This window comes from Streptomyces sp. NPDC047853 (assembly GCF_043204535.1).
GTDB lineage: Bacteria > Actinomycetota > Actinomycetes > Streptomycetales > Streptomycetaceae > Streptomyces.
In genome coordinates, this window is the sequence record NZ_JBIDCI010000014.1 from 193,757 (window position 1) to 218,579 (window position 24,823).

The following is a 24,823-nucleotide window of genomic DNA, read 5'->3' on the forward strand; positions in this document are numbered from 1 at the left end:
CGGACGGGACCCTGGGGTCACGGCCTCGGGCGGGACCGGAATTGGGGCTGACGGCCCCGGGCGGGACCCGGGAGCGATCCCGCCGGTACGGCACCGGGTCGGTGAGCCCGCGCACCGCACGTGGGGCGGGCGGTGATCGACCGGGGCGGGCCGGGTGTCACCGTCGCAGGGCGTCCAGGCGCCCCTCCAGCCGGCCCAGCAGCCCGCCGAGGAGCACCGCGAGCTCGTGCTGTTCGGCCCCGTCGATGCCGGAGAGCACGGCGGACTCGTAGGCGAGCTGCTCGGGCAGGATGCCGTCGACGAGGTCGCGTCCGGCGTCCGTGAGGCGGACGTGGGCCACCCGACGGTCGCGGGTGTCGCCGCGCCGCTCCACCAGACCGTGCTCGGTGAGCTGCTTGAGGCGCTTGGTGACGGCCGCTCCCGAGGAGAAGGTCTCCCGGGCCAGGTCACCGGGGGTCAGCTCGTGCCCGGTGCGGCGCAGTGCCCCGAGCAGGTCGAACTCGGCGCGGCTGAGGCCGGCCCGGCGCAGCGGAGCGTCCTCGGCCTGCTGGAGGAGGGCCGCACAGCGGTTGATGCGGCCGATGATCTCCATCGGCCCGGTGTCGAGGTCGGGGTGGACGGCCCGCCACTGCCGTACGACCGCGGCGACGGTGTCCCCGCCCGGTCCGCCCCTCGCGTCGTCCCCGGCCGCCGAGCCCCCGTCGGTTGCGGTCATGGCCGTACGTCCTCCACTCTCGTGCCCGTTTCCCGGTCCGCACGCGCTGCCTGGCGTCGGACCGTTGCGGCGAGCGTACGGTGTCCGGCCTGCTCGGCGAGCACGACCCTCTCCTGGGGCAGGGCGCGCCCCCACCATTCGCCGGCCGCCGCGTCGACGGTGGTCCGCAGGTCGGTCAGTGCGGCGGCCAGGCCCCGGCGGGCGGCTTCCAGGGCGCCGGGCGCGGGGTCCGGCCCGGCGAGGAGGCGGGCGGCGTGCTCGCGGGCGCGGTCGGCGGCGGTCACCGCCTGTCCGACGCGGCTCCCGGCGCGCCGGTCGGTGACGACGACGGCGGCCAGGAAGCCGACGAGGGCACCGACGAGGGTGTCCACCACGCGCTCCGTGATCAGCTCGCCGGGCGCCCGGTACCCGGTGAACTCGGTGATGAGCAGCGCCATCGGAGTGACGCAGACGCTGCCGAGCCAGTAGTTGCGGGTGATGAGCGCCTCGGCCCCGAAGTTGAGGGCGAGACAGAACAGGACCAGGAGCGCCTGCCCGAGGTGGGCCAGCGGGGCGATGGCGGCGAACACCAGCACCCCCGCGACGTTGCCGACCACGCGCTGGACCGCACGGCTCCACGTCAGGGTCAGGTTGGCCTGGTACAGCGCGGCGGCGGTGACCAGCGCCCAGTAGGGGCGGCCGATACCGAGCGCGAGGGAGGCGTAGCCGGCCAGGGCGCAGCCGAGGGCGGTGCGCAGAGCGATCGGGGTCAGTGGACCGAGCCGCTGCCACAGGGACGCGGGACGGGCGGCGAGTTCGGCCTCCACGCCGAGGAGTTCCTCCACGGCCCCGGGGGCGTCGCCGGTGCGGGGGATGCGGCCGGTGCCGCGCAGGGCGCGGGCCCAGGTCCGCAGCCGCTCGGGATCGGAGTCGGCGGGCGCGGCGAGCGCGACCTCGGCACGGACCACGAGGTGTTCCAGGGCGCGCCGGGTGGTGGCGCGCCTGCCGGTCGCGGGGAGGGAGAGCAGCGTCTGCCAGGCGGCCTGCACCGCGGCATATCCGGCGGCGCGGGCGGGATCGTGACCGTCGTCGCCGCCGCGGGTGTCGGCGTACGCGGCGGCCGCGTGCAGGGCCTGCGCGGTGGCCCGGCGCTCGGGGCCGTGCGGCCGGACGAGCGCGGGAGCCATGCCGACGATCCAGGCCCAGGCGCCCGCGGCGGCGCCCAGGGCCAGATGGCCGGGGACCTGGCCGAGGGTCTGCGGGACGAAGAGGGCGGCGGAGCTGATGAAGGTCAGGACCACGTTGCCCGGCGGGCCGAGGCGGGTGGCGTCGCACAGGGCCTTCTGCACGGCGGCCAGCAGGGCGCCGACGGTGACCAGCACGACGGCGTCATGCGTGAGCGAGGCGGTGACCAGGGCGACGGCCACGCCGCCGAGCATGCCGAGCACCACCCCGGCCAGGGTGCGGGCCCGGGCGGCGTAGGGGCGGTTGTGGGCGTAGAGCGCGCACAGGGACCCCGCCATGGTGTACATCGCGAGGTCGAGCCGGCCGAGCGCCAGCAGGATCAGGTTGGGCGGAGCCACGGCGGCGACCGAACTGAGGGCGGGCTTGAACCAGATCTCGGAAGGGCGGCGCAGGCGCAGCACGCCCGCCAGGGACAGGCGTCGGCCGAGTGAGATGCCGGAGGTGGGGGTCGCACTGCTCATGACGAAAAGCTTAACAGGTGTTTTACCTGTAAATAAATGCTCGCTGTGTGAGCTGGACCTCGGCCACCTGCGGCGACCCGCCACGCTCCCCCGAATACTCCCCGTGTACTTCCTTGCGCTCGCGTGTGCGCCGCGCGGCCCGGGCAGTCCTTGACCGACCGGCGAGCGTCGAACGGGGAGGCACGCGTGCACGGACCGGCGTCGTCCGGATGGTTGCTGGTCGCGCTCTGCGCGGCGACCGGCGCCTACTGCCTGCTGCGCATGCGCAGCAGCGTCGAGGAGCAGCGCCACGCGGCGGGCGGCGAGGCCCTCATGGGATTCGGCATGGCCGCCATGGCGGTGCCGGCGGCGGTCTTCACTCCGCCGCGGTGGGCCTGGCCCGTGTACGCGGTGGTGTTCGGGGCGGCCGGGCTGCGCGCCCTGTGGGCGGCCCGGTCCGGACGGCACCACCTGCACCATCTGGTCGGGGCCGCGGCCATGGTGCACATGGCGGTGGCGATGGCGGTCTCCCCCGCCCACGCCCATGGGCACGGATCTTCCGGCGTACCCATCCTGACCGGGCTGCTGCTGCTCTACTTCACCGGGTACGTACTGCTGACCGGCGTGCGCCTGATACCGGTCGCCGCCGTGGCCGGAGGCGTTCCGACGGCCGGCGGTCCGCCGACGGGCGTTCCGGCGGGGGGCGTTCCGGCGGCGGGGTGGGGTGATCGGCCGGAGCTGGCCCGGGCCTGTCGGCTCTCGATGGGGATCGCGATGCTCGCCATGCTGCTGGCGATGTGACATCGGCGTGCGCCCGGCACACCCGCCGGCCCGGTGGACGGCCGTTGCCTGCGTCACTTTGCGCCGCGGGCCGTACGCCCGGCCCCCCGGCGCTCATAGGCTGCCCCCATGATTCTCCCCGCGGCACTGTTGCTGCTCGGCGCCCTGGCCGCCGTCCTGGCCCCCAGGCTGCTCGCGCGGGCCGACTGGCCGGACCGCGAACCGGTGGTCGCCCTGTGGGTGTGGCAGTGCGTCGTGGCGGCCGTGATCCTGTGCTGCGCGCTGTCGATGACGCTCAGCGCGGCGGCGGCCTGGCACGCGGTGGGCGGGCACGTCTTCGCGACGGCTCCGGGCCCGGCGGTCGAGGCCTACGCGCTCGGTACGTCCGGCCCGTGGGCGGACGCCACCGCTGTCACGCTGGCCTGCGGCGGGCTGTGGAGCGTCGCGATGCTGGCCCGGGAGATCGTACGGGCCAGGGCCCGGCGTCGCCGCCGCCGGGCCGAACTGCTGCTGCGCGCTCCGCTGTTGCCCGGCGAGGCGCCCCGCTCGGAGCCGCTGGTCGTCCTGGAGGGCGAGCGGCCCGACGCCTGGTGGCTGCCCGGCACTCCCCCGCAGTTGGTCGTCACCACCGCCGCGTTGCGCCGCCTCAAGGGCCGGCAGCTGGACGCGGTCCTCGCCCACGAGAAGGGGCACGCGCAGGCGCGGCACGACTGGCTGCTGCACTGCTCGGCCGCGCTGGCGGACGGATTCCCGCAGGTCCCGGTGTTCGCGGCGTTCCGCGACGAGATGCACCGCCTGGTCGAACTCGCCGCCGACGACGTGGCCTCCCGGCACTTCGGCCGGCTGACCACCGCCCTCGCCCTGGTCGAACTCAACGAGGACCGCGGTGTCTTCGGCCCCTGCCCGACCGCGCAGGCCCACGTCCCGCAGCGGGTGGACCGGCTGCTCACCCCGCCGAACCGGTTGACGGCGGCCCGGCGGCTGCGGCTGACCGCGGCGGCCGCGCTGGTGCCGGTCGTGCCGGTGCTGGTGGCGTTCGTCCCGGGACTGCGGGCGCTCGGGTAGGTCCCGTACCGCTCGCCCGCTCCGGCAATTGGCCCCGGAGCCCCCGAGTCCGCGAGTATCGCAGCATGCAGACGCCGCCCGTCGAATCCCCGCCCGGTCCCCCGCAGGCCCGCACCGCCCTCCATGTGACGTGGGTACTCGCCCTGTGCTCCGCGCTGTTGCTCACCCTGGTCGCGGTCGAGTGGCACCCGCTGATCGCCATGGACGACGACATCGCCGGCACCACGCACCGCTGGGCGGTCGACGAGCCGGGCATCACGCAGGCCATGCGCATCCTCACCGACTGGGTGTGGGACACGTGGACGATGAGGCTGCTGTGCGCGGTGGTCGTGCTGTGGCTGTGGCTGCGGCGCGAGGACCGGTGGACGGCCGTGTGGCTGGGGGCGACGTGTCTGCTGGGCAGCCTGCTCCAGCAGGCCCTGAAGGCGGCGGTGGACCGCCCGCGCCCGGTCTGGACCGATCCCGTGGACTCCGCGCACTACGCGGCCTTCCCCTCCGGCCACGCCATGACCGCCACCTTCGTGTGCGGCCTGCTGGTCTGGCTGGTCCACCACTACGGCGCCCCCCGTGGCGCGCGCCTGGCCGCCCTGGCCGTGGCGGTGGTCTCCGTCGTCGGCGTCGGCGTGACCCGGGTGTGGCTCGGCGTCCACTGGGCCACGGACGTCGTCGGAGGCTGGCTCATGGGCGCCCTGGTCGTGGCCGTCGCGGTACTGGTCCACCGGCGCCGCCACCCCTGACCACGCCCTCCACGCCCGTTGCGCGGACCGCCCCGGCCGGGACGGCCACCGGGGCCGTACGAGCCGCACGAGCCGCACAGAAGAACGCGCCGCACGGCACTGCCTGCCGAGGGGAGGGCGCGAAGGACGGGCACCCGAAGTCGTCACCGGAGCAGCTTCACCGGCGGACACGTGGCGAAAGCGGCCTCCCGCCGGGCACGTAGCCCGAGGCAACCAGCAGGGCGGGCCGTCCGCCTCGGACGATCCCCCGTGTCGCCCGAGGCAGACGTAGCCGGACAGGGCCCACCGGGGCCCGTCCGCCTGCGCTGAGTATAGTTGGCTGGCAGCCAGTCAACGCAGGAGTACAGCATGTCCCCGCGCAGCGCCTCGGTCAATGAAGAGTTGCGTCGGCGTTCCAAGGAGCGGCTTTTGCAGGCCGCGGTGGAGCTGGTGGGCGAGCACGGGTACGACGCGACCACGCTCGGCGACATCGCCGACCGGGCCGGTGCGGCGCGCGGTCTGGTGTCGTACTACTTTCCCGGCAAGCGCCAGCTGGTGCAGTCCGCCGTGCACCGGCTGATGCACCGCACGCTGGAGGAGGCGCTGGAGCGCGAGCCGCGCACGGTCGAGGGACCGGAGCGGATGGCCCGGGCCATCGACGCGATCCTGGGCCTCGCCCGGGACCGGCCGGTGCTCATGCGGCAGCACATGGCGGGCCTGCTCCAGGCCGAGGTGGGCTTCGTGCCGTGCCCGGAGCAGCGGCGGCTGGCCGAGCTGCTGCGGGACACGGTGGCCCGGCACGGCTCCCGGGACGTCGACCGCGACTACCCGATGCTGCGTGCCCTGCTGATGGGCGCCGTCTTCGCCGCTCTGGTGCCGGGCGCGCCGATGCCCGTGCCGGTGCTGCGCGCCGAGTTGTTCGGACGCTATCGGCTGGCCTGGGAGCTGGGTGTCCCGCCGGACGCCGAGGCGCCCGGCGGGACGGGGTGCGAGACGGACCTGTCGCGCTTCTTCGCGACCGGCGGGTCCCGCCGGCCGGCCCGGACGGACCGGGCCGACGGGGCCGACGGGGCCGACGGGGCCGGACGGACGACTCAGTCGAAGTAGTCCGGCTGCGTCTGCGTGTTCAGCTCGCGCAGGTGGACCCGCTTGGCCGGGTCGGTGCGCCGGTCGCTGAGCTTCAGGACGTCGAAGCCCTTGGCGATGTCGTTCGAGTAGATGTAGCCGTTGTAGTAGTACGCCGACCAGGAACCACCCGTGGTGACACCGTCCGTGGTGAGCGGACCGCGCTCGAAGTAGGCGATCTCCTTGGGGCGCTTGGAGTCGGTGAAGTCCCAGACGGAGACGCCGCCCTGGTACCAGGCCTGGACCATGAGGTCGCGGCCCTTGACCGGGATCAGCGAGCCGTTGTGGGCGACGCAGTTCTCGGTGTCCGCCTGGTGGCGGGGGATCTTGAAGTAGCTGCGGAAGACCAGTTCGCGGTGGTCTCCCCGGCCGACGATGTCGTAGATGCCGTCGGCGCCGCGGTTCGGGCCGATCTCCGCGTTGCAGGTGGCGGCGCCGCCGCCGCCCAGCTCGTCGGTGAAGACGATCTTGTTCGCCTTCTGGTTGAAGGTCGCCGAGTGCCAGAACGCGAAGTTGACGTTGTCCTGGACGCGGTCGATCACCTTCGGGCGCTCGGGGTCCTTGATGGAGAACAGGATGCCGTCGCCCATGCAGGCGCCCGCCGCCAGGTCCTCGGAGGGCAGCACGGTGATGTCGTGGCAGCCGGTGGTCTTGGACACGCCCGGGTTGGTGGGCCCGCCCGGGTTGCCGCCGCCGTCGGGGCCCTCACCCGGGAACAGCACGGGGAAGCCCACGAGGGCCGCACGCTCGGGTGCCTTGCGCGGCACCTTGATGACCGAGATGCCGTCGTGCGGCGGCCGGCAGTCCGGGTACGCGGCGTTCGGCGAGTACGAGGAGACGTACACGTAGACGTTCTTGCGCTCGGGCACCAGGGTGTGGGTGTGCGAGCCGCAGGCCGTCTCGACGGCGGCGACGTACTTCGGGTTCCGCTTGTCGCTGATGTCGAAGACCTTCATGCCCTCCCAGGAGGACTTCTCGGTCGCCGGCTGCGTGGTGCTGTTGCAACTGCTGTCGCTGCGCGAGGAGTCGGTCGACAGGAACAGCAGGTCTCCGGAGACGGAGATGTCGTTCTGGGAGCCCGGGCAGAGCACCTGGGCGACGGTCTTCGGCTTCTTCGGGTTGCTGATGTCGAAGATGCGGAAGCCGTCGTAGTTGCCGGCGAACGCGTACCGGCCCTGGAAGGCCAGGTCCGAGTTGGTGCCGGGCAGTGCGTCCTTGGGGATGTTGGCCAGGTGCTCGATGTTGTCCGAGTGGACGATCTCGTCCTGACCGGGTATCTCGCCGCTCTCGATCGCCTCGCGGACCTCGGCGCGCGCGCTCTTGGACACCTCCTTGGAGGCAGCCGGCCCGTCACCCGGGTCGGGGGTCGCCATCGCCGGGCCGGCCGTCAGCAGCGCGGACAGGAGACCGGCGGCGGCCGCCGCAACTCCCAGACGTCTGCGCCGCGTTCGCGGGTCATTGAACAGGGTCACTGTTTCCTCCCTACGTCCGTTCCCTTCGGAACGGTTCACGCACCCCGCAGTATCGTCTTCACCATGCACATATCAACAGGGGGCAACAAACTCGCAATGAAGTTTTTTGATCAGTGACGCGCCCAACCGTGCTAAGACGGTCACGGCACTCACGAGGTGTTCCGCTTTCCTCCCCCACCGGGGGCCCAGCCACAGGAGGACGTTGTGCCCTTCCGTTCCGCGTCGACCCGCGCGTCGCTCGTCACGGCCTCACTGACCGCACTGGCCGTGCTCGGCCTCGGGGCCTGCGACTCCGGTTCGGACACCGGGTCGGCGGCCTCGTCCGGCCCCTCGGTGATCGCCCCCGGCAAGCCGGGCGAGGCCAACCGGACGCTCTCCGCGCAGGACGCCGAGGAGCAGCGCGCCGACGACGACTCCCCCAACTCGGCGGACGTCTCGTACGCCCGGATGATGATCCAGCACCACACGCAGGCCCTGGAGATGACCGAACTCGTGCCGGAGCGCGCCCGGTCCGGCCAGGTCCGCAAGCTCGCCGACCGGATCTCCGCGGCGCAGGGACCGGAGATCACGGCGATGCAGGGCTGGCTGAAGACACACGGCGAGAAGGAGACGGACGGCGGGCACGACCACGCCGCGATGCCCGGCATGGCGAGCGAGGCCCAGCTCGAGAAGTTGCGCGCGGCGAAGGGGAAGGCCTTCGACCAGCTCTTCCTCAAGCTGATGATCACTCACCACGAGGGGGCGATCACCATGGCCACGGACGTGAAGTCGCAGGGCAACAACGTCCAGGTCGAGGAGATGGCGGACGACGTGGTAGCCCAGCAGACGAGCGAGATCTCACGGATGCGCGGGATGCTCTGACGCTCCCGGCGACGCCTCAGCGACGGGCGCGGCGCGGCGCCAGGAAGCCCTCGTCGCGCGCCTGCCCGATCAGCCGGAGCGACCTCCGCCGGCTGTGCCCCGTCGCGCACATCACCGCGAGCACGGGATCGGCGCCCTTCGCGCGGGCCGCCCGGTACTCCTGAGCGACCAGCCGACGCCCCTCCCTGCCCCGCGGCCATGCGGGACGGGCCCGCCGGCCGGCGGCCCGGGCGGCGCGGGCGGAGGCCGGCAGGCACGCCTCGAAGAGCGGGCTCTCCAGCCACTCGGCGAGTGCCGCCAGGTCGTCGAGGGACAGGGGCGGTTCGGCCCGTACGTCCTCCACCAGCACGCCCTGACCGGAGAGCACGGCGAGCGCCTCCACCCGGGCGCCGTCGGTGAACGTCAGCCGGACGTCGAACCAGGAGGTCGTGTCGCCGCCCTCGCGCACCACCCAGGTCTGCCGCACGGACATCGCCCCGTCGTCCGGACAGCGGTCGGAAAGCTGAAGAGAACGATCAACGAAGGATGCTTCGAGCACACACGCAACGTAACCGCATGATCACATTCCATACGAACAGAACACGCACGGAACACCTGTCGTTCACCGGGCGCAGCACCCTGTCAGCGGAGCGGCGGCGGTGGGATGCTGGAAAAGCCCCAGCGACCTCCGTCCGTCCGCCCAGGGCAAGGAGTTCCGCCGTGCTGCGTGTCGCCGTCGTCGGCTCGGGACCGAGCGGGTGCTACACCGCCCAGAGCCTCGTGCAGCTCGACCACGAGGTGCGCGTCGACGTCCTGGACCGCCTGCCCTGCCCGTACGGGCTGGTGCGGTACGGCGTGGCGCCGGACCACGAGAGGATCAAGTCCCTGCAGGGCGCCCTGTGCACGGTCCTGGAGGACGAGCGGGTGCGGTTCCTCGGCGGGGTCACGGTCGGCCCGGGCGGCCTTGCGACCGCTCGGTTGCGGGAGCTCTACCACGCGGTCGTGTACTGCGTGGGCGCCGCCGCCGACCGACGGCTGGGCGTTCCGGGCGAGGACCTGCCGGGCAGCTGGTCGGCGACCGAGTTCGTGGCCTGGTACAGCGCGCACCCGGACGCCGTGGACGGCGGCTTCCTGCGCGGGGCGCGGGCCGCGGTGGTGATCGGGGTGGGCAATGTCGCCGTCGACGTGGCGCGCATGCTGGTCCGCGGCGCGGCCGAGTTGAGCGGCACCGACATGCCGCAGACGGCGCTCGACACCCTCGCCGCCGGGCGGGTGGCCGACGTGCACGTGGTGGGCCGCCGGGGTCCCTCGCAGGCCCGTTTCACCACCAAGGAGTTGCGTGAGCTGGGCGCGCTGCCGGACACCTCCGTCCTCGTGGACCCGGCGGAGCTGGAGCTGGACCCGGCCTTCCGGGACCCCTCGGGCCTGCCCGGTCCGCTGCGCCGCAACGTCGAGGTGCTGCGCGTCTGGGCCGGGCACCCCCCGCGCGACGCGGCCCGCCGGATCCACCCGCGCTTCTTCCTGCGCCCGGTGGAGCTGACGGCGGACGGCGCGGGCCGCGTGGGCGCCGTGCGCTTCGAGCGGACGGCGCCGGACGGGCGCGGCGGCGTGACGGGCACCGGACGGTACGAGGAGATCGAGGCCCAACTGGTCCTGCGCTCGGTGGGCTACCGCGGGGTGGCGCTGGAAGGGCTGCCGTTCGACGCGGCGAGCGGCACGGTGCCGCATCGGGCGGGGCGCGTCCTGCGGGCGGGCACCGTCGTCCCCGGTGAGTACGTGGCCGGCTGGATCAAGCGGGGCCCCACCGGCGTCATCGGCAGCAACCGCCCCTGCGCCAAGGAGACCGTCAGATCGCTGCTGGCGGACGCCCGCGCGCTCGCGGAGCGGGAGGTACCCGCCGACCCCCTCGGCATGCTGCGCGCCGAGGGCGTCGACCCGGTCGAGTGGGCCGGATGGCGGGCCATCGAGCGGGCCGAGGCGGAACTCGGAGCCTCCCTGGGGCGCCGCGTGGCGAAGCTGCCCGACTGGGAGTCGCTGCTGGCGGCGGCGCGTACCGCCACGGGCTGAGCAGCTCCGGCCGACCGGGCGTCAGCCGGCGCCGAGGCGGGCGGCCTGGCGGGCGGCGGCGGCGAGGAGGGCGTCGAGCAGCCCGGGGAACAGCGCGTCCAGGTCGTCCCTGCGCAGGCCGTTCATCTTGGCCGTGCCCCGGTAGACCTGCCGGATCACCCCGCTCTCCCGCAGCACCCGGAAGTGATGCGTGGTGGTGGACTTGGTCACCGGCAGGTCGAAGTACGAGCAGGAGAACAGCTCCGCGCTGTCGGCGGCGAGGGCGCGCACGATCCGCATCCGCACCGGATCGGAGAGCGCGTGCAGCACGCCCTCCAGCCTGATCTCGTCCCGGGCAGGGTGCGGCAGGTCGCGGGTGCCGGCGGCGGTGGCGGCGGGGGTCACGGCGGCTCCAGTCGTCCGGGAGGGCCCACCGTCCAGGAGGGGCCTCCGTCGAGAAGGCCCATTGTACGAAGGGCGCCGTAGTTTGACACTCACCGTACTACGAGGGCTATCGTACGAAGCGTCCCGCCCCGCCTCGACCTGGGAGCAGCCCTCCATGAGCGCCCTTTTCCAGCCTCTCCAGCTGCGCGGCACCACGATCCCCAACCGGGTCTGGATGCCGCCGATGTGCCAGTACTCCGCCGCCCCCCAGGGCCCGGCGGCCGGGGCGCCCGGCGACTGGCACTTCACCCACTACGGCGCACGCGCGGTCGGCGGCACCGGCCTGATCGTCGTCGAGGCCACCGGCGTCACACCGGAGGGCCGCATCTCCCCGCAGGACCTCGGCCTGTGGAACGACACCCAGGTCGAGGCCTTCCGCCGGATCACCGGCTTCCTCCGGGACCGGGGCACGGTGCCCGCGGTCCAGCTGGCCCACGCCGGCCGCAAGGCGTCGACCGCGCAGCCGTGGAAGGGCGGTGCCCCGGTGGGCCCGGACGCCCACGGCTGGCAGCCGGTGGCCCCGAGCGCGCTCGCGTTCGACGAGCGGCACCCGGTGCCGGCCGAGCTGACGGTCGCGCAGATCCAGGAGCTGGTCGGCCGGTTCGCCGACGCGGCCCGCCGGGCCCTCGCCGCCGGCTTCGAGATCGCCGAGCTCCACGGCGCCCACGGCTACCTGATCCACGAGTTCCTGTCCCCGTACTCCAACCACCGCACCGACGCGTACGGCGGGTCGTACGAGAACCGCACGCGGTTCGCCCTGGAGGTCGTCGACGCCGTTCGGGAGGTGTGGCCCGACGACAAGCCGCTGTTCTTCCGCGTCTCGGCGACCGACTGGCTGGAGGAGGGCAGCTGGACGCCCGAGGACACCGTGCGCTTCGCCGGCGACCTCCAGGCGCACGGCATCGACCTCCTCGACGTCTCCACCGGCGGCAACGCCCCGCGCGTCCGCATCCCGACCGGGCCCGGCTACCAGGTGCCGTTCGCCGCGCGGGTGAAGTCCGGGACCACCCTGCCGGTCGCCGCCGTGGGACTGATCACCGACGCCGGACAGGCCGAGAAGATCCTCGCCAACGGTGAGGCCGACGCGGTACTGCTGGGGCGCGAGCTGCTGCGCAACCCCTCCTGGGCCCAGCACGCGGCCCGGGAGCTGGGCGACGAGGTCCGGATGCCGGACCAGTACGGCTGGGGCATGTGACGGGGCGCGACCGGAGCACGGGGTGGGATCTTCGCGGGAAGCGTTGACTAGAAAGCGCTTGCCCTCTACGGTCCGTTCATCAGCATGACCGCCACGGATGCTGTCGACCCGCGCCAGCAGCGTGGGTCGTACAGCGTCCGCACCGATGTGGACAGCATCATGCACGGCGTTCATGTACATGTTCCGTTCCAACCCCCACTCCCTTCGGAAGGGACCCGAACATGACTCCTGTGACACGGCTCCGCACCCACGGGCGCGCGGCGACCGGCGCGCTGGCCGCCCTCGGCCTTTCGATTGGCATGCTCATGTCACTCGGGAGCACCGGCGCGCACGCCGCGACCTGGCCGACCCCCAACGGCAGCGAGGGCGTCTCCTCCACCATCGCGGTGTCCGGCACCAAGGACTACGGGATGAAGCGCCTCTACGGCACCGGCGACCTCGGCTCCGGCGGCCAGGACGAGGACCAGGGGCCGATCCTGGAACTGGCACCCGGCGCCGTCCTCAAGAACGTGATCATCGGCGCCCCCGCCGCGGACGGCGTCCACTGCAAGGGCAGCTGCACCCTGCAGAACGTCTGGTGGGAGGACGTCGGCGAGGACGCCGCGACCTTCCGCGGCTCCTCCTCGTCGAACGTCTACACCGTCTCCGGCGGCGGCGCGAAGGAAGCCAGTGACAAGGTGTTCCAGTTCAACGGCGCCGGGACGCTGAACGTGTCCAACTTCGCCGTCAAGAACTTCGGCACCTTCATCCGCTCCTGCGGCAACTGCTCGACGCAGTACAAGCGGACGATCAACCTCAACACCATCGAGGTGAGCTGGAAGGGCAGCCGGATCGCCGGCATCAACACCAACTACGGCGACAGCGCGACCCTGCGCAACATCACGATCGTCGGCGACAGCAGCAAGAAGATCGTCCCGTGTCAGAAGTACATCGGCAACGACGACGGGGACGAGCCGGACTCGAACGGCTCGGGCCCCGACGGCACGCACTGCAAGTACGCGTCGTCCGACATCACGTACAAGTGAGCCGCGGGTGACCCGCGGGTGATCCCGCCCCGTCAGGTCCGGGTGCTCCGCGTCCGGACCTGACGGGCCTGTTCCCGCTGGTAGTGCGTGTAGGCGTCCCGCAGGGCCGCGCCCGGCCAGTGGTCCGGGAGGAGTTCGGAGGGCAGGACCGGGTCCGCGAGCAGATGGCGCACGACGGCCGCGAAGGCGGTGAGGCGGTCGGCCGGGCTCCCGGCCCGGTCCACCCGGGCGAGCAGCGCCCCCGCCGTCGCGGACCAGTCCGCCAGCGGCCAGAGTCTCGCGGCCAGTTCGCGGGACGGCCGGCCGGGGCGCGCGTCGAGGCGCTCGGCCACCCGGTCGAGCCCGGCGGGCAGCGGGCGGCACAGATTGGCGGGGCGCAGCCACACGCCCTCGCGCAGTTCGGCGAGGCGCAACGCGGTCAGCCGGGCCCGCAGATCGGCGCGCTCGCCGGGCTCACGCCCGGTGGCGGTGACCACGAGCGTCTCCCAGTCGCCCTCCCACGCGCGCGTGCGCGGGTGCACCGCCTCGTCCTGGCGCCGCTGGCGCTCCAGCAGCCGCTCGCTGAGGCGGTAGCCGCCGTCCGTGCGCCGCAGGTCCCCGGCGGCGGCCATCCGGCTGAGCGCCGCGCGCACGGTGGACCCGCCGATCCCGAATCCCTCCACCAGCCGCACCAGCTCCCGGACCGGCAGCTCGGGGGGATGGGTGCCGAGCAGCAGGCTGAGGACGACCGAGCGCGCGGACAGCGGGCGCAGCGCGAGATCGCCCGGGGGTGCCGGATCGTTCATCCGGTCCCTCCGTTCGAGCACGAGTCGTCCGTCCACATGGAGACGTACTGTACGTGCGGCCATCGTGTTGCACTATTGCTGCGGCCGTAGCGTGAGTGCAACACTCGGGTGCATGACGACACGCGCGCAGGAGCCGTACGAGGAGTCCGCCGGCCGTCCGGAGGGGCACGCCACGCACGACGTCACCAACCAGCCCCCTCCCCTGGCTCCCTACGACGCCTTCGACGACGCGGCCCTGCGGGAGGGCCTGCGGCGGGAGGGCGCCGGGTGGGCCGAGGAGGAGCTGCGGCGGCTCGGCCGGCGGGCCGGGAGCGTGGCGGCGCAGGAGTGGGGCGACCTGGCCAACCGCCACGAACCCGTGCTGCGCACCCACGACCGGTACGGCAACCGGGTCGACGAGGTCGAGTACCACCCGAGCTGGCACCACCTGATGCGCGTGGCGGTCGGCGAGGGGCTGGCGGGAGCGCCCTGGGCCGACGACCGCCCGGGCGCCCATGTGGCGCGCACCGCGGGTGGGCTGGTCTGGGGGCACACGGAGGCCGGCCACGGTTGTCCGACGTCCATGACCTACGCGGCCGTCCCGGCGCTGCGCGTCCAGCCGGATCTCGCGAAGGTCTACGAACCCCTGCTGACCAGCCGGGAGTACGAGCCTGGGCTGCGCACGCCCACGGAGAAGCGGGGCCTGCTGGCCGGGATGGGGATGACCGAGAAGCAGGGCGGCTCGGACGTCCGCACCAACACCACGGCGGCCACCGCGACCGCCGAGCCCGGCGTGTACACGCTGCGCGGGCACAAGTGGTTCACGTCGGCGCCGATGTGCGACGTCTTCCTGGTCCTGGCCCAGGCGCCCGGGGGCCTGTCCTGCTTCCTGGTGCCGCGCGTGCTGCCCGACGGCAGCCGCAACACGTTCCGCATCCAGCGGCTGAAGGACAAGCTCGGCAACCGCTCCAACGCGTCGTCGGAACCCGAGTTCGACGGAACGGTCGCCTGGCTGGTCGGGCCCGAGGGGCAGGGCGTCAAGACGATCATCGAGATGGTCAACTGCACCCGGCTGGACTGCGTGATGTCCTCGGCGACGCTGATGCGCAAGACACTCGTCGAGGCCGGTCACCACGTACGGCACCGCAGCGCCTTCGGCGCCCGGCTGGTCGACCAGCCGCTCATGCGCAACGTCCTGGCCGACCTGGCGCTGGAGTCGGAGGCCGCGACGACGCTCACCCTGCGGCTGGCGGGCGCGGCGGACCGGGCGGCGCGCGGCGACGCCGGGGAGGCGGCGTTCCGGCGGATCGCCACCGCCGTCGGCAAGTACTGGGTGACCAAGCGGGGCCCGGCGTTCACCGCGGAGGCCCTGGAGTGCCTGGGCGGCAACGGTTACGTGGAGGAGTCGGGCATGCCCCGCCACTACCGCGAGGCGCCCCTGCTGTCGATCTGGGAGGGCTCGGGGAACGTCAACGCCCTCGACGTGCTGCGGGCGCTCGGCCGCTCCCCCGCCACCGCGCACGCCCTCTTCGGCGAACTCGCCCTCGCGCGCGGGGCGGACGCCCGCCTGGACGCGGCCGTGGCGCGGCTGGAGTCGGGGCTGGCCGAGGCGTCCGAGAGCGGTGCCCGCCGCCTGGTGGAGCTGATGGCGCTCACCCTCCAGGCCTCCCTCCTGGTCCGGCACGCCCCGGCCGCCGTCGCCGACGCCTTCTGCGCGAGCCGGCTCGGTGGCGACTGGGGGCACTCCTTCGGCACGCTGCCGGCCGGGGCGGACCTCGACGGCGTCCTGGCGCGGGCGCTGCCCGGCGAGGGCTGAGCACCCGCGCCGGACCCCGCGTCGGACCCGACGCCACCGCCCCGACCTGCGACGACGTGCCGTGCAGAGGTGACTGTCAGTGCCTGGGTGCAGACTGGCCCGTGTCCGAGACAAAGGCGTCGACGACGCCGCGGAGGTGATCGGCATGACCGAGGTACTGCTCGCCGTGGGCACCCGAAAGGGCCTGTTCATCGGGCGCCGGCAAGGTGGCACCTGGGAGTTCGACGAAAGTCCCTACTTCAACGCGCAGGCCGTGTACTCGGTCGCCCTGGACACCCGCGGCGACACCCCGCGGCTGCTGGCCGGCGGCGACAGCGCGCACTGGGGGCCGTCCGTGTTCCACTCGGACGACCTGGGCCGCACCTGGACCGAACCGGCGCGGCCGGCCGTGAAGTTCCCCAAGGAGACCGGCGCCTCGCTGGAGCGCGTGTGGCAGCTGCACCCGGCCGCCGCCGAGCCGGACGTCGTCTACGCGGGCACGGAGCCGGCCGCGCTCTACCGCTCCGAGGACCGCGGCGAGAGCTTCGAGCTGGTCCGTCCCCTGTGGGAGCACCCCACGCGGTCCCAGTGGGTGCCGGGCGGCGGCGGCGAAGGACTGCACACCGTGCTCACCGACCGGCGGGACCCGAAGTCGGTGACGGTCGCCGTCTCGACCGCGGGCGTGTTCCGCACGGTGGACGGCGGCGAGAGCTGGACCCCGTCCAACTCCGGTGTCTCCGCGGTCTTCCTGCCCGACCCCGACCCGGAGTTCGGCCAGTGCGTGCACAAGGTCGCACGGGACGCGGCGACGCCGGACCGGCTCTACCTGCAGAACCACTGGGGCGTGTACCGCAGCGACGACGCGGGCGCGCGCTGGACGGACATCGGCGAGGGGCTGCCGTCCACGTTCGGCTTCGCGGTGGCCGCCCACCCGCACCGCGGTGACACGGCCTACGTCTTCCCGATCAACGCCGACGCGGACCGGGTCCCGGCGGACCGCCGCTGCCGGGTCTTCCGCACGGCGGACGCGGGCAAGAGCTGGGAGCCGCTCTCCGCGGGGCTGCCGCAGGAGGACCATTACGGCACGGTGCTGCGGGACGCGCTGTGCACCGACGACGCGGACCGGGCGGGCGTCTACTTCGGCAACCGCAACGGCGAGGTGTTCGCCTCCCCCGACGACGGGGACAGCTGGGAGCAGTTGGCCTCCCACCTGCCGGACGTGCTGTGCGTGCGCGCGGCGGTCGTGGGGTGATCCGGACCGGGGGGACCGGCCTCGGCCACGGGTTGATCCACGTCACCCGTACGGCAGTAGGGTGACGCCCGTGGCACCACGACCCTTGAACGAAATCGTCGAAGCGGGCTGGGCGAAGGCCCTGGAACCCGTCGCCGGGCAGATCACCTCGATGGGTGAGTTCCTGCGCGCGGAGATCGCCGCCGGACACACCTACCTGCCCGCCGGAGCCAACGTCCTGCGGGCCTTCCAACAGCCCTTCGACGACGTCCGTGTCCTGATCGTCGGACAGGACCCGTATCCCACCCCGGGGCACGCCGTGGGGCTGTCGTTCTCGGTCGCGCCCGAGGTGCGGCCGCTGCCCGGCAGCCTCGTCAACATCTTCCGGGAGCTGAACACCGACCTGAACCTCCCGCAGCCGTCCAGCGGGGACCTGACCCCATGGACCCGGCAGGGCGTGCTGCTGCTCAACAGGGCGCTCACCACCGCCCCGCGCAAGCCCGCCGCGCACCGCGGCAAGGGCTGGGAGGAGGTCACCGAGCAGGCGATCCGGGCCCTGGTGGCGCGGGGCAAGCCGATGGTGTCCATCCTCTGGGGCCGCGATGCCCGCAATCTCCGCCCGCTGCTGGGCGACCTGCCCTCGGTGGAGTCCGCGCATCCGTCCCCGATGTCGGCCGACCGGGGCTTCTTCGGCTCCCGCCCCTTCAGCCGGGCCAACGACCTGCTGGTCCGGCTGGGAGGGCAGCCGGTCGACTGGCGCCTGCCGTGAGCGGCGGCTTCCTCGCCGTGGACTCCGGCGGTTCGGGTCTGCGGGTCGTCGTCGGCAGGGCCGGTGACGGCGGTGACGGCGCGGAGGGGCTGGCGCGGCGTTCGTCGCGGGAGCCCGTCCGCACCGGGGAACGGGGTATCGATCCCGCGCACCTGCTGGCGCAAGTGCTGCCCATGGCCAGGGCGTTGAGCGCGGAGACCGGCGTGGACCGGCTCGGCACCGTGGTCGTCGGGGCCGCGGGACTGGCCACCCTGGGCGACGCCCTGCGGGCCGAACTCCCGGGCGCGCTCGCCCGGGAGCTGGGGGTACGGACGGTCGCGCTCGTCGCGGACGCCGTCACCGCGTACGTCGGCGCCCTCGGCCCCCGCGCCGGAGCCGTGGTCGCCGCGGGCACCGGGCTGATCGCCACCGGCACCGACCTGGTCCGCTGGCGCCGGGCGGACGGCTGGGGTCATCTGCTGGGCGACTGCGGCGGCGGCGCCTGGATCGGCCGGGCCGGCCTGGAGGCGGCGCTGCGCGCCCACGACGGGCGCCAGGGCGGTTCCCCGCTGCTGCTCACCCGGGCCGAGGAGCGGTTCGGGCCGGTGACCGGGCTGCCCGGCCGGCTGTATCCGCGGACGGACCGCCCCGCCGTCCTCGCCTCCTTCGCGCCCGAGGTGGCCGCCTGCGCCGCCGACGACCCGGTCGCCGCGGACGTTCTGCGGGCCGCCGCACGGCACATGGCCGACTCCGCCGCCGCGGTGTGCCCCCCGGACGGGGAGCCGCGCGTCGCGGTCACCGGCGGCCTGCTGAAGCTGGGCGACCCGCTGGTCGTCCCCCTGGCGGAGGCACTGGCGCAGCGGCTGCCGCACGCGCGCCGGACGGCCGCGGAGGGTGATCCCCTGCGGGGCTCGGTGCGCATCGCGACGGACCTGGCGGCCGGCTCGCTCACCGTTCCGGGCGATGACCGGATGCTGTGGGTGACAACCGTGCCGGGCGGCCGGTAATCGCCCTCCGGTGAGGTGAATCGTGCCGATGTCAGCCGATCCGTACATCACTCTTCCGACAAAACCGGACGGATACCGCTCACCTGCACCCTCCCCGAACAGGGAAACCCGGGAAACCAGTAACATGCGGCGCCATGAGCTCCCCCACTGGGCCCGCCGGCCTGCCAGTACGAATGCCGCGCCCCCGCCAGCCCGGACGGCACCGCCGTCCCGAGCCGCTGGTGGCTCCCGAGGGCGCGCCGGCGCTCGTCCTCGCGGTGCCGGGGACGCCCAGCAGCGCCACCCGAGGCCTCGCCGACGAGGTCATCAGCATCGCCCGCTCGGAGCTTCCCGGCCTCGACGCGCGGATCGGCCACCTCGACGGGGACGACGAGGAGTTCCCCTCCCTGTCGGCCGTGCTCGTACGCGCCGCCGAGGAACGCGCCGCGCGCTACGAGCAGGCGGTCGCCGCCGGCCTGGACGTGAAGGAGCCCGAGGGCCCCGTCGCCGTGGTCGTTCCCCTGCTCGCCGGCCCGGACAACGCGCTGCTGCGCCGCATCCGGCAGGCCGTGATGGACAGCCGGATCGCGGCCGAGCTGACCGACGTGCTCGGCCCGCACCCGCTGCTGGCCGAGGCGCTGCACGTGCGGCTCTCCGAGGCCGGACTGGCCCGCGCCGACCGTGCCCGCCTGTTCACCGTGGCTACCGCCGCGGACGGCATCATCCTGGCCTCCGTGGGCGGTGACGAGGCCGTGCAGGCGGCCGGGATCACCGGCATGCTGCTCGCCGCGCGGCTCGCGGTGCCGGTGATGGCGGCGGCCCTGGACGACGAGGGCTCGATCGCCTCGGTGGCCGAGCAGCTGCGTTCCTCGGGTTCCCAGCAGCTGGCGCTCGCGCCGTACCTGATCGGTCCGGAGATCGAGGCGAGCCTGCTGGCGGAGGCGGCCCAGGAGGCGGGCTGCTCCACCGCCGAGCCCCTCGGCCCCTACCCGGCGATCGGCAAGCTGACGCTGGCCAAGTACACGACGGCGCTCGGCATCTCGCCGCAGCAGCCGCAGGGCGCGCCGGTCCGCTGACGCGCGCGGCGGGCGCCGACGCGACCCGTACGACGGAAGGGGCCCGCTCCGTTGCAGGAGCGGGCCCCTTCCGTCGTACGGGCGTGTGGTTCGCCGGGGCCACCGTGTGACCTGCGGCGTGCGGCCGCCGGAACCGCCGGCGGGCCGCCGGCCGCGCCGGTCAGCCGAAGATCACGCAGGACGCCGCGGGCAGCGCGAGCGAGCCGGCCCGTCGGGGGACGCCCGTCTCCGGGTCCGGGACGAACCAGGTCACGTCTCCCGAGCGCTCGTTGGCCGCGTACAGGAAGCCGCCCGACTCGGTGATCTCCCGCGGCCAGTGCCCGCCGCACGGCACGGTCCCGGACAGCCGCAGCCCGTCCGGCTCCACGGCGAACACGGACAGGACGTCCTCACCGCGGGTCGCGGTCCACACGAAGCGGCCGTCGGGCGAGACGACGATCCCGGACGGGTAGGCGTCACCGGACGGAGCCCCGGGCAGCACCGGCACCTCGCTCACGGGCTGCAGGACGCCGTCGGCGGCGTCCCAGCGGCAGACGGTGACCGTCGGCGCCAGTTCGTTGACCACGTAGGCGCGGGAGCCGTCCGGGTGGAACGCCAGGTGCCGGGGGCCCGAGCCGGGGCGCAGCGCGATCTCCCGGTGCACGGCGAGGGCGCCGTCCGTCAGGGTGCAGACCCGTACCGAGTCGGTGCCGAGATCCACGCTGACCACCCACCGCCCGCTCGGGTCGGGCCGCACCTGGTGGGCGTGCGGTCCCTGCTGGCGCTGGGCGTGCGGGCCCGAGCCGGTGTGCCGCAGGACGCCGGAGAGGGTCCGGGCGAGGGTTCCGTCGGGTCGGACCGGCACGGCGGTGACGCTGCCGGAACCGTAGTTGGCGGTCAGGACGTGTCCGGCGTGGAGGCTGAGGTGGGTCGGTCCGTCGCCCCCGACGGACACCGGCCGCCCGGCGGGCTCGGGTTTGTCCCCGCTCACCCGGTAGGCGGCCACCGCACCCTCGGCCGTCTCGCTGACCGCGTAGAGCGTGTCCCCGTCGGGCGCCAGGGCCAGGTAGGAGGGGTCGGGCAGGCGGTCCGTGCCGTTCAGGACCGTCAGCGCACCGGTGTCGGGTGCGACGGCCGCCATGACGATGCCGGGCCCGCCGGCCGCCGTGAACGACCCGATGAACGCCCGTCGCTGCCGCCTGCCGCCGTCTGCCACCGCTGGCCCCTCTCGTGTCGGCTCATGCCGCCTCGTACGCTTCGCGCCGCTCGTGCGGCTTCTGGTCGAGTGCCGACTGATCGTCTGCCCCGGGGCGACGGTAGCAGTCGATCAGCTGCGGTCTAGACCAAACGGGTGGCGCGGGGCCGGCCGGGATCAGGCGCCGGCGATCGGTGAGCGGGAGGGGGCGTGCAGCGGCGCGGCGAGTTCGGCCAGGGCGCGTTCCACGCCGTGGAGATGGACCAGCGCGGGTTCGGTGGCGCCGGGTGCGTCGGCCCGGGCGGGAACCGCTCCGCCGGCGGTGAGTGCCTCGACGGCGTGCTCGACCCGCCAGCAGGCGGCGGCCAGCCGTGCGTCGTGCGAGGCCTCCGGGTCGGCGGCGACGGCGACCAGGCCCCGGATCTCCCGGGCGCAGTCGTCGAGCAGCGCGAGGACCCGGCGGGCGCGGCGCTTGCGGCCGTACATCGGGTTCAGCGGGTGCACGAGCGGGGCGAGCGACAGCCGTACCCGGCCGAGCAGCTGCTCCAGCTCGGCCACCCGCGGTGCCGGGTCGGCGCCCTCGGTTCCGGCGAGGCGCGCGGCCGCCTCGGCGGTGCAGGCGTGGACGCAGCGCAGCGCGCGCTGGATCCAGGCGTCGTTGACGGCGTGCGTGGTGACGGGCAGGACGAACAGCACCGCGAGCGCGGCTCCCAGCGCGCCCACTGCGGTCTCCACGAGCCGCAGGGCGAGCAGCCCGGGGGTGAGGACGCCCAGCAGGCCGTAGAGCAGCTCGGCGAGGAGCGTCACGCAGAGCATCATCCAGGTGTAGGAGACGGCGGCGGTGTAGAAGATGCCGAAGACGCAGGCGCCGGCGAGTACGGCGGTCGGCACCGCGGACCCGGCGACCGGGACGGCGACGAGGAAGCCGAGGCCGATGCCCACGACCGTGCCGAGGACCCGGCGGAAGCCGCGGACCAGGGTCTCGCCGCGCGAGGTGGTGTTGACGAACACCCACCAGGTGGCGCCGACGGCCCAGTACCAGCGCTCGTCGGACACCAGCTGGCCCACGACCAGGGCGAAACCGGCGCCCGCCGTGGCCTGGACGGCCTGGCGGGTGGTGATGCGGGCCGGGCGGACGACGCCTCCCGTGCCCGGACGGCTCGGCAGGTACGCCCAGGAGGCCGCGGGGGCGGAGGGCGGCGACTGGCGGCGCTCGTAGCACCACAGGCCGAAGCGCACCGCCGCGGCGGTGGCCACGGACAGCAGGACGGCCGCGAACATCTCGGGCAGCCGGTCCGTGGTCGCGTGCAGGAACTGGGCGACGAAGAAGGTCATGAAGGCGAACACGCCGAGGCTGTGCCCGCGCGGACCCCAGCGCCGGGCGTACACGCCGACGCCGACGACGGCGAGGAAGGTGAGGTCCCGTGCCACGGGGAGGTCGTGCAGCGCGGCCGCCGCGGCGAGCACGGGCAGTCCGGTCACCGGCAGCAGCGCGGTGGTCACCGCCTGCCCGCGCACGGTGGCGTCGGTGACGGTGAACAGGGCGAGCAGCGCGGCGAGCCCGCCGGTGACGGCACCCACCAGGGAGGTGCCGGCCAGGCCGCAGACGACGACGGCCAGACCGATACCGAGGACGGCCCGGGCGGCGAACCGCAGCCGCGTCCGCCCCGGGTCCGGGCTCACGAACACCCTCTTCAGCACTGATTACCGCCCCCTTCTACGGACCCGGACGTCACCGGCACGAAAAAGGCGCCGCGGGATCCGCAGCGCCATCGACCTTCCTATAGGAGCATCCCTCCCACCACTGGCTCAACAGGCCCGCGTGCGAGTGGGCCATTGGTACAGTTTCCGCGGCACTTCCACGGCCACCGAAGAGCCAATGGCCGACGAAGGGACGCAGCACCATGGCGGTCGACGAACTCGACACCCGCATCCTCCGGCTGCTGCTGGAGCGGCCGCGCACCAGCGTGCGCGAGTACGCGCGCCTCCTCGGGGTCGCCCGGGGCACGCTCCAGGCCCGGCTGGACCGCCTGGAACGCGACGGTGTGATCACCGGCACCGCGCCCTCCCTCTCCCCCGCCGCACTGGGCCACCCGGTCCTCGCCTTTGTGCACATCGAGGTGACCCAGGGCCACCTGGACGAGGTGGGCGAGGCGCTGGCCGCCGTCCCGGAGATCGTCGAGGCCTTCTCCATCACGGGCGGCGGTGACCTGATGACCCGCGTGGTGGCGCGCGACAACGCACACCTGGAGGACGTGGTCCAGAAGCTGATCAGCCTGCCCGGCGTCGTGCGGACCCGCAGCGAGGTGGCGCTGCGCGAGCGTGTCCCGCACCGGCTGCTGCCCCTGGTGGAGTCGATCGGGCGGACGGCGCGGAAGTGACCCCCGACCCCTTGGCATGCTGGGCACCATGAGCACTCTCGGCGGCATCTCGGTCATCTTCGATCTCGACGGAACGCTCGTGGACAGCGAGCCGAACTACTACGAAGCGGGCCGTCGGACCCTGGCCGAGTACGGCGTGCCGGACTTCGGATGGGCGGACCACGAGGGATACGTGGGCATCAGCACCCGGGAGACCGTCGCCGACTGGAGGCGGCGCTACGGCCTGCGGGTCCCGGTGGAGGAACTGCTGGCCGTCAAGAACCGCCACTACCTGGAACTGGCGCGCACCTCGGTCCGCGCGTACCCGCAGATGCGCGCGTTCGTCGAACTGCTGGCGGACGACGGGGTGCCCCTGGCGGTGGCGTCGGGTTCGTCGCCCGAGGCCATCGAGGCGATCCTGGCCCGCACCGGACTGGACGCGTGGCTGCGCACGACCGTCTCGGCGGACGAGGTCACCGAGGGCAAACCCGCCCCCGACGTCTTCTTGGAGGCGGCCCGCCGGCTCGGCGCGGACCCGGGCGACTGCGTGGTCCTGGAGGACGCCGCCCCCGGAGCCGCCGCCGCGCACGCGGCCGGAATGCGCTGCATCGCGGTCCCGTACCTCGCGGCGCAGGCCGATGCCCCGGAGTTCGCCACCGCCGACCTGCTGGTGCGCGGAGGGCAGGCGGAGTTCACGGCGCGGGCGGCGTACGAGTGGCTCGTGCGGGCGGACCGGGCCGCCTGACCGTACCGGGCGCCAAGATTTTGCCCGGTGAGGTGATCGGTTCGCCGCCCGCGTCCGTACCTCCTGGTGTCCGAGTCTGCCCTCGCCCCAGGAGGCACGATGCGCATCACGCGCACCACGGCAGGGACCGCCTTCGTGGCCGGTGCCCTGGTCCTCACCCTCACCGCGCTCGCGTATCCGACCATGCTCGGGGTGCAGAACACGTCCAGTGCCCAGGACCGCGTCATCACCAACACGCTGTACGGGCCGCTCACCGAGGCCGACCGGGACTTCGTGGTGAAGGTCAGGGCCGCGGGGCTGTGGGAGCACCCGCTGGGGCTGATGGCCATGGAGCGGGGGACGACACCGGAGATGAAGGAGGCCGGGGAGCACCTCGTCGTCGGGCACGCGCGGCTCGACGCGACCTGCCGCAAGATCGCGCCCGAGCTGGGCATCACCCTGCCCAACCTCGCTTCCCCGCAACAGCAGCAGTTCGTGTCGACCGTGGACGGGACCACGGGCAAGCAGTTCGACACGACGGCGGTCAACATCATGCGCATCACGCACGGCCAGATCTTCCCGGCCATCGCCAAGATCCGCGCCAACACCAAGAACTCCCTGGTGCGGCAGCTGGCAGACCAGGCCAACGACACGGTCCTGGACCACATCACCGTGCTGGAGAAGACCGGCCTGGTCAATTTCGACCAGGTCAACTTCCAGCAGTCGGCCCCGCCCGGCCTGCCCAAGGTGCAGCTCACGCCTCCGGCGCCGCAGCCGGGTGAGCCGGTGCTCTCCCTCACCCAACCGCCCGGGCTGGACGTCAACACCTCGGCGCCGACGCCCAGTCCGACGGTCCGCTGACGCGGCCGCCCCGCCGG

24 protein-coding genes are annotated in these 24,823 nt (G+C 73.8%); 16 read left to right on the forward strand and 8 right to left on the reverse strand.

Features of this window, described 5'->3' with window-relative positions; genetic code table 11:
* Positions 1-157 precede the first annotated feature (157 nt).
* A complete protein-coding gene (locus tag ACGF5T_RS25495) occupies positions 158-715 on the reverse strand; it encodes a MarR family transcriptional regulator (RefSeq protein ID WP_361010393.1) in 558 nt (185 codons plus the stop codon).
* Positions 712-2,400, reverse strand: coding sequence for an FUSC family protein (locus tag ACGF5T_RS25500; RefSeq protein ID WP_361010390.1), 1,689 nt, complete (start codon positions 2,398-2,400; stop codon positions 712-714). The genes ACGF5T_RS25495 and ACGF5T_RS25500 overlap by 4 nt, the downstream gene beginning before the upstream one ends.
* A 186-nt stretch (positions 2,401-2,586) precedes the next feature.
* Between ACGF5T_RS25500 and ACGF5T_RS25505 the strand changes: the two genes are divergently transcribed.
* The 4 genes from ACGF5T_RS25505 to ACGF5T_RS25520 all read left to right on the forward strand — a co-directional run bounded on the left by ACGF5T_RS25505 (position 2,587) and on the right by ACGF5T_RS25520 (position 6,047).
* Positions 2,587-3,180 (forward strand): DUF5134 domain-containing protein, encoded by a 594-nt coding sequence (locus ACGF5T_RS25505; protein WP_366768611.1) that lies wholly within the window; start codon positions 2,587-2,589, stop codon positions 3,178-3,180.
* Positions 3,181-3,288: 108 nt separating this feature from the next.
* The gene (locus tag ACGF5T_RS25510; RefSeq protein ID WP_356606673.1) at positions 3,289-4,224 is read left to right on the forward strand and encodes a M56 family metallopeptidase; all 936 of its coding nucleotides are present in this window, start codon (positions 3,289-3,291) and stop codon (positions 4,222-4,224) included.
* Between the two features lie 65 nt (positions 4,225-4,289).
* Positions 4,290-4,961, forward strand: a complete 672-nt coding sequence (locus tag ACGF5T_RS25515) for a phosphatase PAP2 family protein (RefSeq protein ID WP_356606672.1) — start codon at positions 4,290-4,292, stop codon at positions 4,959-4,961.
* A 348-nt stretch (positions 4,962-5,309) separates the two neighbouring features.
* Complete coding sequence (locus ACGF5T_RS25520; protein ID WP_366768610.1) at positions 5,310-6,047, forward strand: helix-turn-helix domain-containing protein; 738 nt, start codon at positions 5,310-5,312, stop codon at positions 6,045-6,047.
* Here the strand turns inward: ACGF5T_RS25520 and ACGF5T_RS25525 are convergent.
* On the reverse strand, positions 6,035-7,537 hold the full coding sequence (locus ACGF5T_RS25525) for a hypothetical protein (RefSeq protein WP_361010378.1): 1,503 nt from the start codon (positions 7,535-7,537) through the stop codon (positions 6,035-6,037). The two genes, ACGF5T_RS25520 and ACGF5T_RS25525, sit on opposite strands and share 13 nt — an antisense overlap.
* A gap of 204 nt (positions 7,538-7,741) precedes the next feature.
* Between ACGF5T_RS25525 and ACGF5T_RS25530 the strand changes: the two genes are divergently transcribed.
* Positions 7,742-8,398 (forward strand): DUF305 domain-containing protein, encoded by a 657-nt coding sequence (locus tag ACGF5T_RS25530; RefSeq protein WP_356606666.1) that lies wholly within the window; start codon positions 7,742-7,744, stop codon positions 8,396-8,398.
* A 16-nt stretch (positions 8,399-8,414) separates the two neighbouring features.
* Here the strand turns inward: ACGF5T_RS25530 and ACGF5T_RS25535 are convergent, their stop codons facing one another.
* On the reverse strand, positions 8,415-8,870 hold the full coding sequence (locus tag ACGF5T_RS25535; protein WP_366768609.1) for a DUF6214 family protein: 456 nt from the start codon (positions 8,868-8,870) through the stop codon (positions 8,415-8,417).
* Between the two features lie 227 nt (positions 8,871-9,097).
* On the opposite strand from ACGF5T_RS25535, the gene ACGF5T_RS25540 reads away from it, so the two are divergent.
* Entirely contained in the window at positions 9,098-10,444 is a 1,347-nt protein-coding gene (locus ACGF5T_RS25540) for an FAD-dependent oxidoreductase (RefSeq protein WP_366768608.1), read from the forward strand.
* Between the two features lie 21 nt (positions 10,445-10,465).
* On the opposite strand, the gene ACGF5T_RS25545 is transcribed toward ACGF5T_RS25540, so the two are convergent.
* Positions 10,466-10,828 carry a helix-turn-helix transcriptional regulator gene (locus ACGF5T_RS25545; RefSeq protein WP_356606662.1) on the reverse strand — a complete coding sequence of 121 codons (363 nt, stop codon included), beginning with the start codon at positions 10,826-10,828 and terminating at the stop codon, positions 10,466-10,468.
* A gap of 154 nt (positions 10,829-10,982) precedes the next feature.
* Between ACGF5T_RS25545 and ACGF5T_RS25550 the strand changes: the two genes are divergently transcribed.
* Together ACGF5T_RS25550 and ACGF5T_RS25555 are read left to right on the forward strand one after the other, a co-directional pair.
* Positions 10,983-12,062: an NADH:flavin oxidoreductase/NADH oxidase gene (locus ACGF5T_RS25550; RefSeq protein WP_366768607.1), complete on the forward strand. Its 1,080-nt coding sequence runs from the start codon at positions 10,983-10,985 to the stop codon at positions 12,060-12,062.
* 221 nt (positions 12,063-12,283) lie between these two features.
* Positions 12,284-13,087 (forward strand): pectate lyase, encoded by an 804-nt coding sequence (locus tag ACGF5T_RS25555; RefSeq protein ID WP_366768606.1) that lies wholly within the window; start codon positions 12,284-12,286, stop codon positions 13,085-13,087.
* A 32-nt stretch (positions 13,088-13,119) separates the two neighbouring features.
* On the opposite strand, the gene ACGF5T_RS25560 is transcribed toward ACGF5T_RS25555, so the two are convergent.
* Positions 13,120-13,872 carry a PaaX family transcriptional regulator C-terminal domain-containing protein gene (locus tag ACGF5T_RS25560; protein WP_356606656.1) on the reverse strand — a complete coding sequence of 251 codons (753 nt, stop codon included), beginning with the start codon at positions 13,870-13,872 and terminating at the stop codon, positions 13,120-13,122.
* Positions 13,873-13,984: 112 nt separating this feature from the next.
* Here ACGF5T_RS25560 and ACGF5T_RS25565 point away from each other — a divergent pair, with 112 nt between their 5' ends.
* The 5 genes from ACGF5T_RS25565 (at position 13,985) to ACGF5T_RS25585 (ending at position 19,687) form a co-directional block, all read left to right on the forward strand.
* On the forward strand, positions 13,985-15,667 hold the full coding sequence (locus ACGF5T_RS25565; protein WP_366768605.1) for an acyl-CoA dehydrogenase family protein: 1,683 nt from the start codon (positions 13,985-13,987) through the stop codon (positions 15,665-15,667).
* 79 nt (positions 15,668-15,746) lie between these two features.
* Positions 15,747-16,898, forward strand: coding sequence for an exo-alpha-sialidase (locus ACGF5T_RS25570; protein WP_361010360.1), 1,152 nt, complete (start codon positions 15,747-15,749; stop codon positions 16,896-16,898).
* Between the two features lie 70 nt (positions 16,899-16,968).
* Entirely contained in the window at positions 16,969-17,646 is a 678-nt protein-coding gene (locus tag ACGF5T_RS25575; protein ID WP_366768604.1) for a uracil-DNA glycosylase, read from the forward strand.
* Positions 17,643-18,632 carry a BadF/BadG/BcrA/BcrD ATPase family protein gene (locus ACGF5T_RS25580; RefSeq protein ID WP_366768603.1) on the forward strand — a complete coding sequence of 330 codons (990 nt, stop codon included), beginning with the start codon at positions 17,643-17,645 and terminating at the stop codon, positions 18,630-18,632. The genes ACGF5T_RS25575 and ACGF5T_RS25580 overlap by 4 nt, the downstream gene beginning before the upstream one ends.
* Positions 18,633-18,766: 134 nt before the next feature.
* A complete protein-coding gene (locus ACGF5T_RS25585; RefSeq protein WP_361010356.1) occupies positions 18,767-19,687 on the forward strand; it encodes a hypothetical protein in 921 nt (306 codons plus the stop codon).
* 160 nt (positions 19,688-19,847) lie between these two features.
* Here the strand turns inward: ACGF5T_RS25585 and ACGF5T_RS25590 are convergent, their stop codons facing one another.
* Both ACGF5T_RS25590 and ACGF5T_RS25595 read right to left on the reverse strand, forming a co-directional pair.
* On the reverse strand, positions 19,848-20,882 hold the full coding sequence (locus ACGF5T_RS25590) for a lactonase family protein (RefSeq protein WP_356606645.1): 1,035 nt from the start codon (positions 20,880-20,882) through the stop codon (positions 19,848-19,850).
* A 156-nt stretch (positions 20,883-21,038) separates the two neighbouring features.
* A complete protein-coding gene (locus ACGF5T_RS25595) occupies positions 21,039-22,562 on the reverse strand; it encodes an FUSC family protein (RefSeq protein WP_366768602.1) in 1,524 nt (507 codons plus the stop codon).
* Between the two features lie 203 nt (positions 22,563-22,765).
* Here ACGF5T_RS25595 and ACGF5T_RS25600 point away from each other — a divergent pair, with 203 nt between their 5' ends.
* The 3 genes from ACGF5T_RS25600 to ACGF5T_RS25610 all read left to right on the forward strand — a co-directional run bounded on the left by ACGF5T_RS25600 (position 22,766) and on the right by ACGF5T_RS25610 (position 24,806).
* Positions 22,766-23,242 (forward strand): Lrp/AsnC family transcriptional regulator, encoded by a 477-nt coding sequence (locus ACGF5T_RS25600; protein ID WP_356606641.1) that lies wholly within the window; start codon positions 22,766-22,768, stop codon positions 23,240-23,242.
* 28 nt (positions 23,243-23,270) lie between these two features.
* Positions 23,271-23,966, forward strand: a complete 696-nt coding sequence (locus ACGF5T_RS25605; RefSeq protein WP_366768601.1) for an HAD family phosphatase — start codon at positions 23,271-23,273, stop codon at positions 23,964-23,966.
* Positions 23,967-24,065: 99 nt separating this feature from the next.
* Entirely contained in the window at positions 24,066-24,806 is a 741-nt protein-coding gene (locus ACGF5T_RS25610; protein ID WP_356606637.1) for a DUF4142 domain-containing protein, read from the forward strand.
* Positions 24,807-24,823 lie beyond the last annotated feature (17 nt).

What these genes read in the sequence shown, in the direction of transcription:
- ACGF5T_RS25495 (WP_361010393.1), bottom strand. Translation starts at nt 715, where the DNA reads ATGACCGCAACCGACGGGGGCTCGGCGGCCGGGGACGACGCGAGGGGC.
- ACGF5T_RS25500 (WP_361010390.1), bottom strand. Translation starts at nt 2,400, where the DNA reads ATGAGCAGTGCGACCCCCACCTCCGGCATCTCACTCGGCCGACGCCTG.
- ACGF5T_RS25510 (WP_356606673.1), top strand. Translation starts at nt 3,289, where the DNA reads ATGATTCTCCCCGCGGCACTGTTGCTGCTCGGCGCCCTGGCCGCCGTC.
- ACGF5T_RS25515 (WP_356606672.1), top strand. Translation starts at nt 4,290, where the DNA reads ATGCAGACGCCGCCCGTCGAATCCCCGCCCGGTCCCCCGCAGGCCCGC.
- ACGF5T_RS25520 (WP_366768610.1), top strand. Translation starts at nt 5,310, where the DNA reads ATGTCCCCGCGCAGCGCCTCGGTCAATGAAGAGTTGCGTCGGCGTTCC.
- ACGF5T_RS25535 (WP_366768609.1), bottom strand. Translation starts at nt 8,870, where the DNA reads ATGTCCGTGCGGCAGACCTGGGTGGTGCGCGAGGGCGGCGACACGACC.
- ACGF5T_RS25550 (WP_366768607.1), top strand. Translation starts at nt 10,983, where the DNA reads ATGAGCGCCCTTTTCCAGCCTCTCCAGCTGCGCGGCACCACGATCCCC.
- ACGF5T_RS25555 (WP_366768606.1), top strand. Translation starts at nt 12,284, where the DNA reads ATGACTCCTGTGACACGGCTCCGCACCCACGGGCGCGCGGCGACCGGC.
- ACGF5T_RS25560 (WP_356606656.1), bottom strand. Translation starts at nt 13,872, where the DNA reads ATGAACGATCCGGCACCCCCGGGCGATCTCGCGCTGCGCCCGCTGTCC.
- ACGF5T_RS25565 (WP_366768605.1), top strand. Translation starts at nt 13,985, where the DNA reads ATGACGACACGCGCGCAGGAGCCGTACGAGGAGTCCGCCGGCCGTCCG.
- ACGF5T_RS25585 (WP_361010356.1), top strand. Translation starts at nt 18,767, where the DNA reads ATGAGCTCCCCCACTGGGCCCGCCGGCCTGCCAGTACGAATGCCGCGC.
- ACGF5T_RS25600 (WP_356606641.1), top strand. Translation starts at nt 22,766, where the DNA reads ATGGCGGTCGACGAACTCGACACCCGCATCCTCCGGCTGCTGCTGGAG.
- ACGF5T_RS25605 (WP_366768601.1), top strand. Translation starts at nt 23,271, where the DNA reads ATGAGCACTCTCGGCGGCATCTCGGTCATCTTCGATCTCGACGGAACG.
- ACGF5T_RS25610 (WP_356606637.1), top strand. Translation starts at nt 24,066, where the DNA reads ATGCGCATCACGCGCACCACGGCAGGGACCGCCTTCGTGGCCGGTGCC.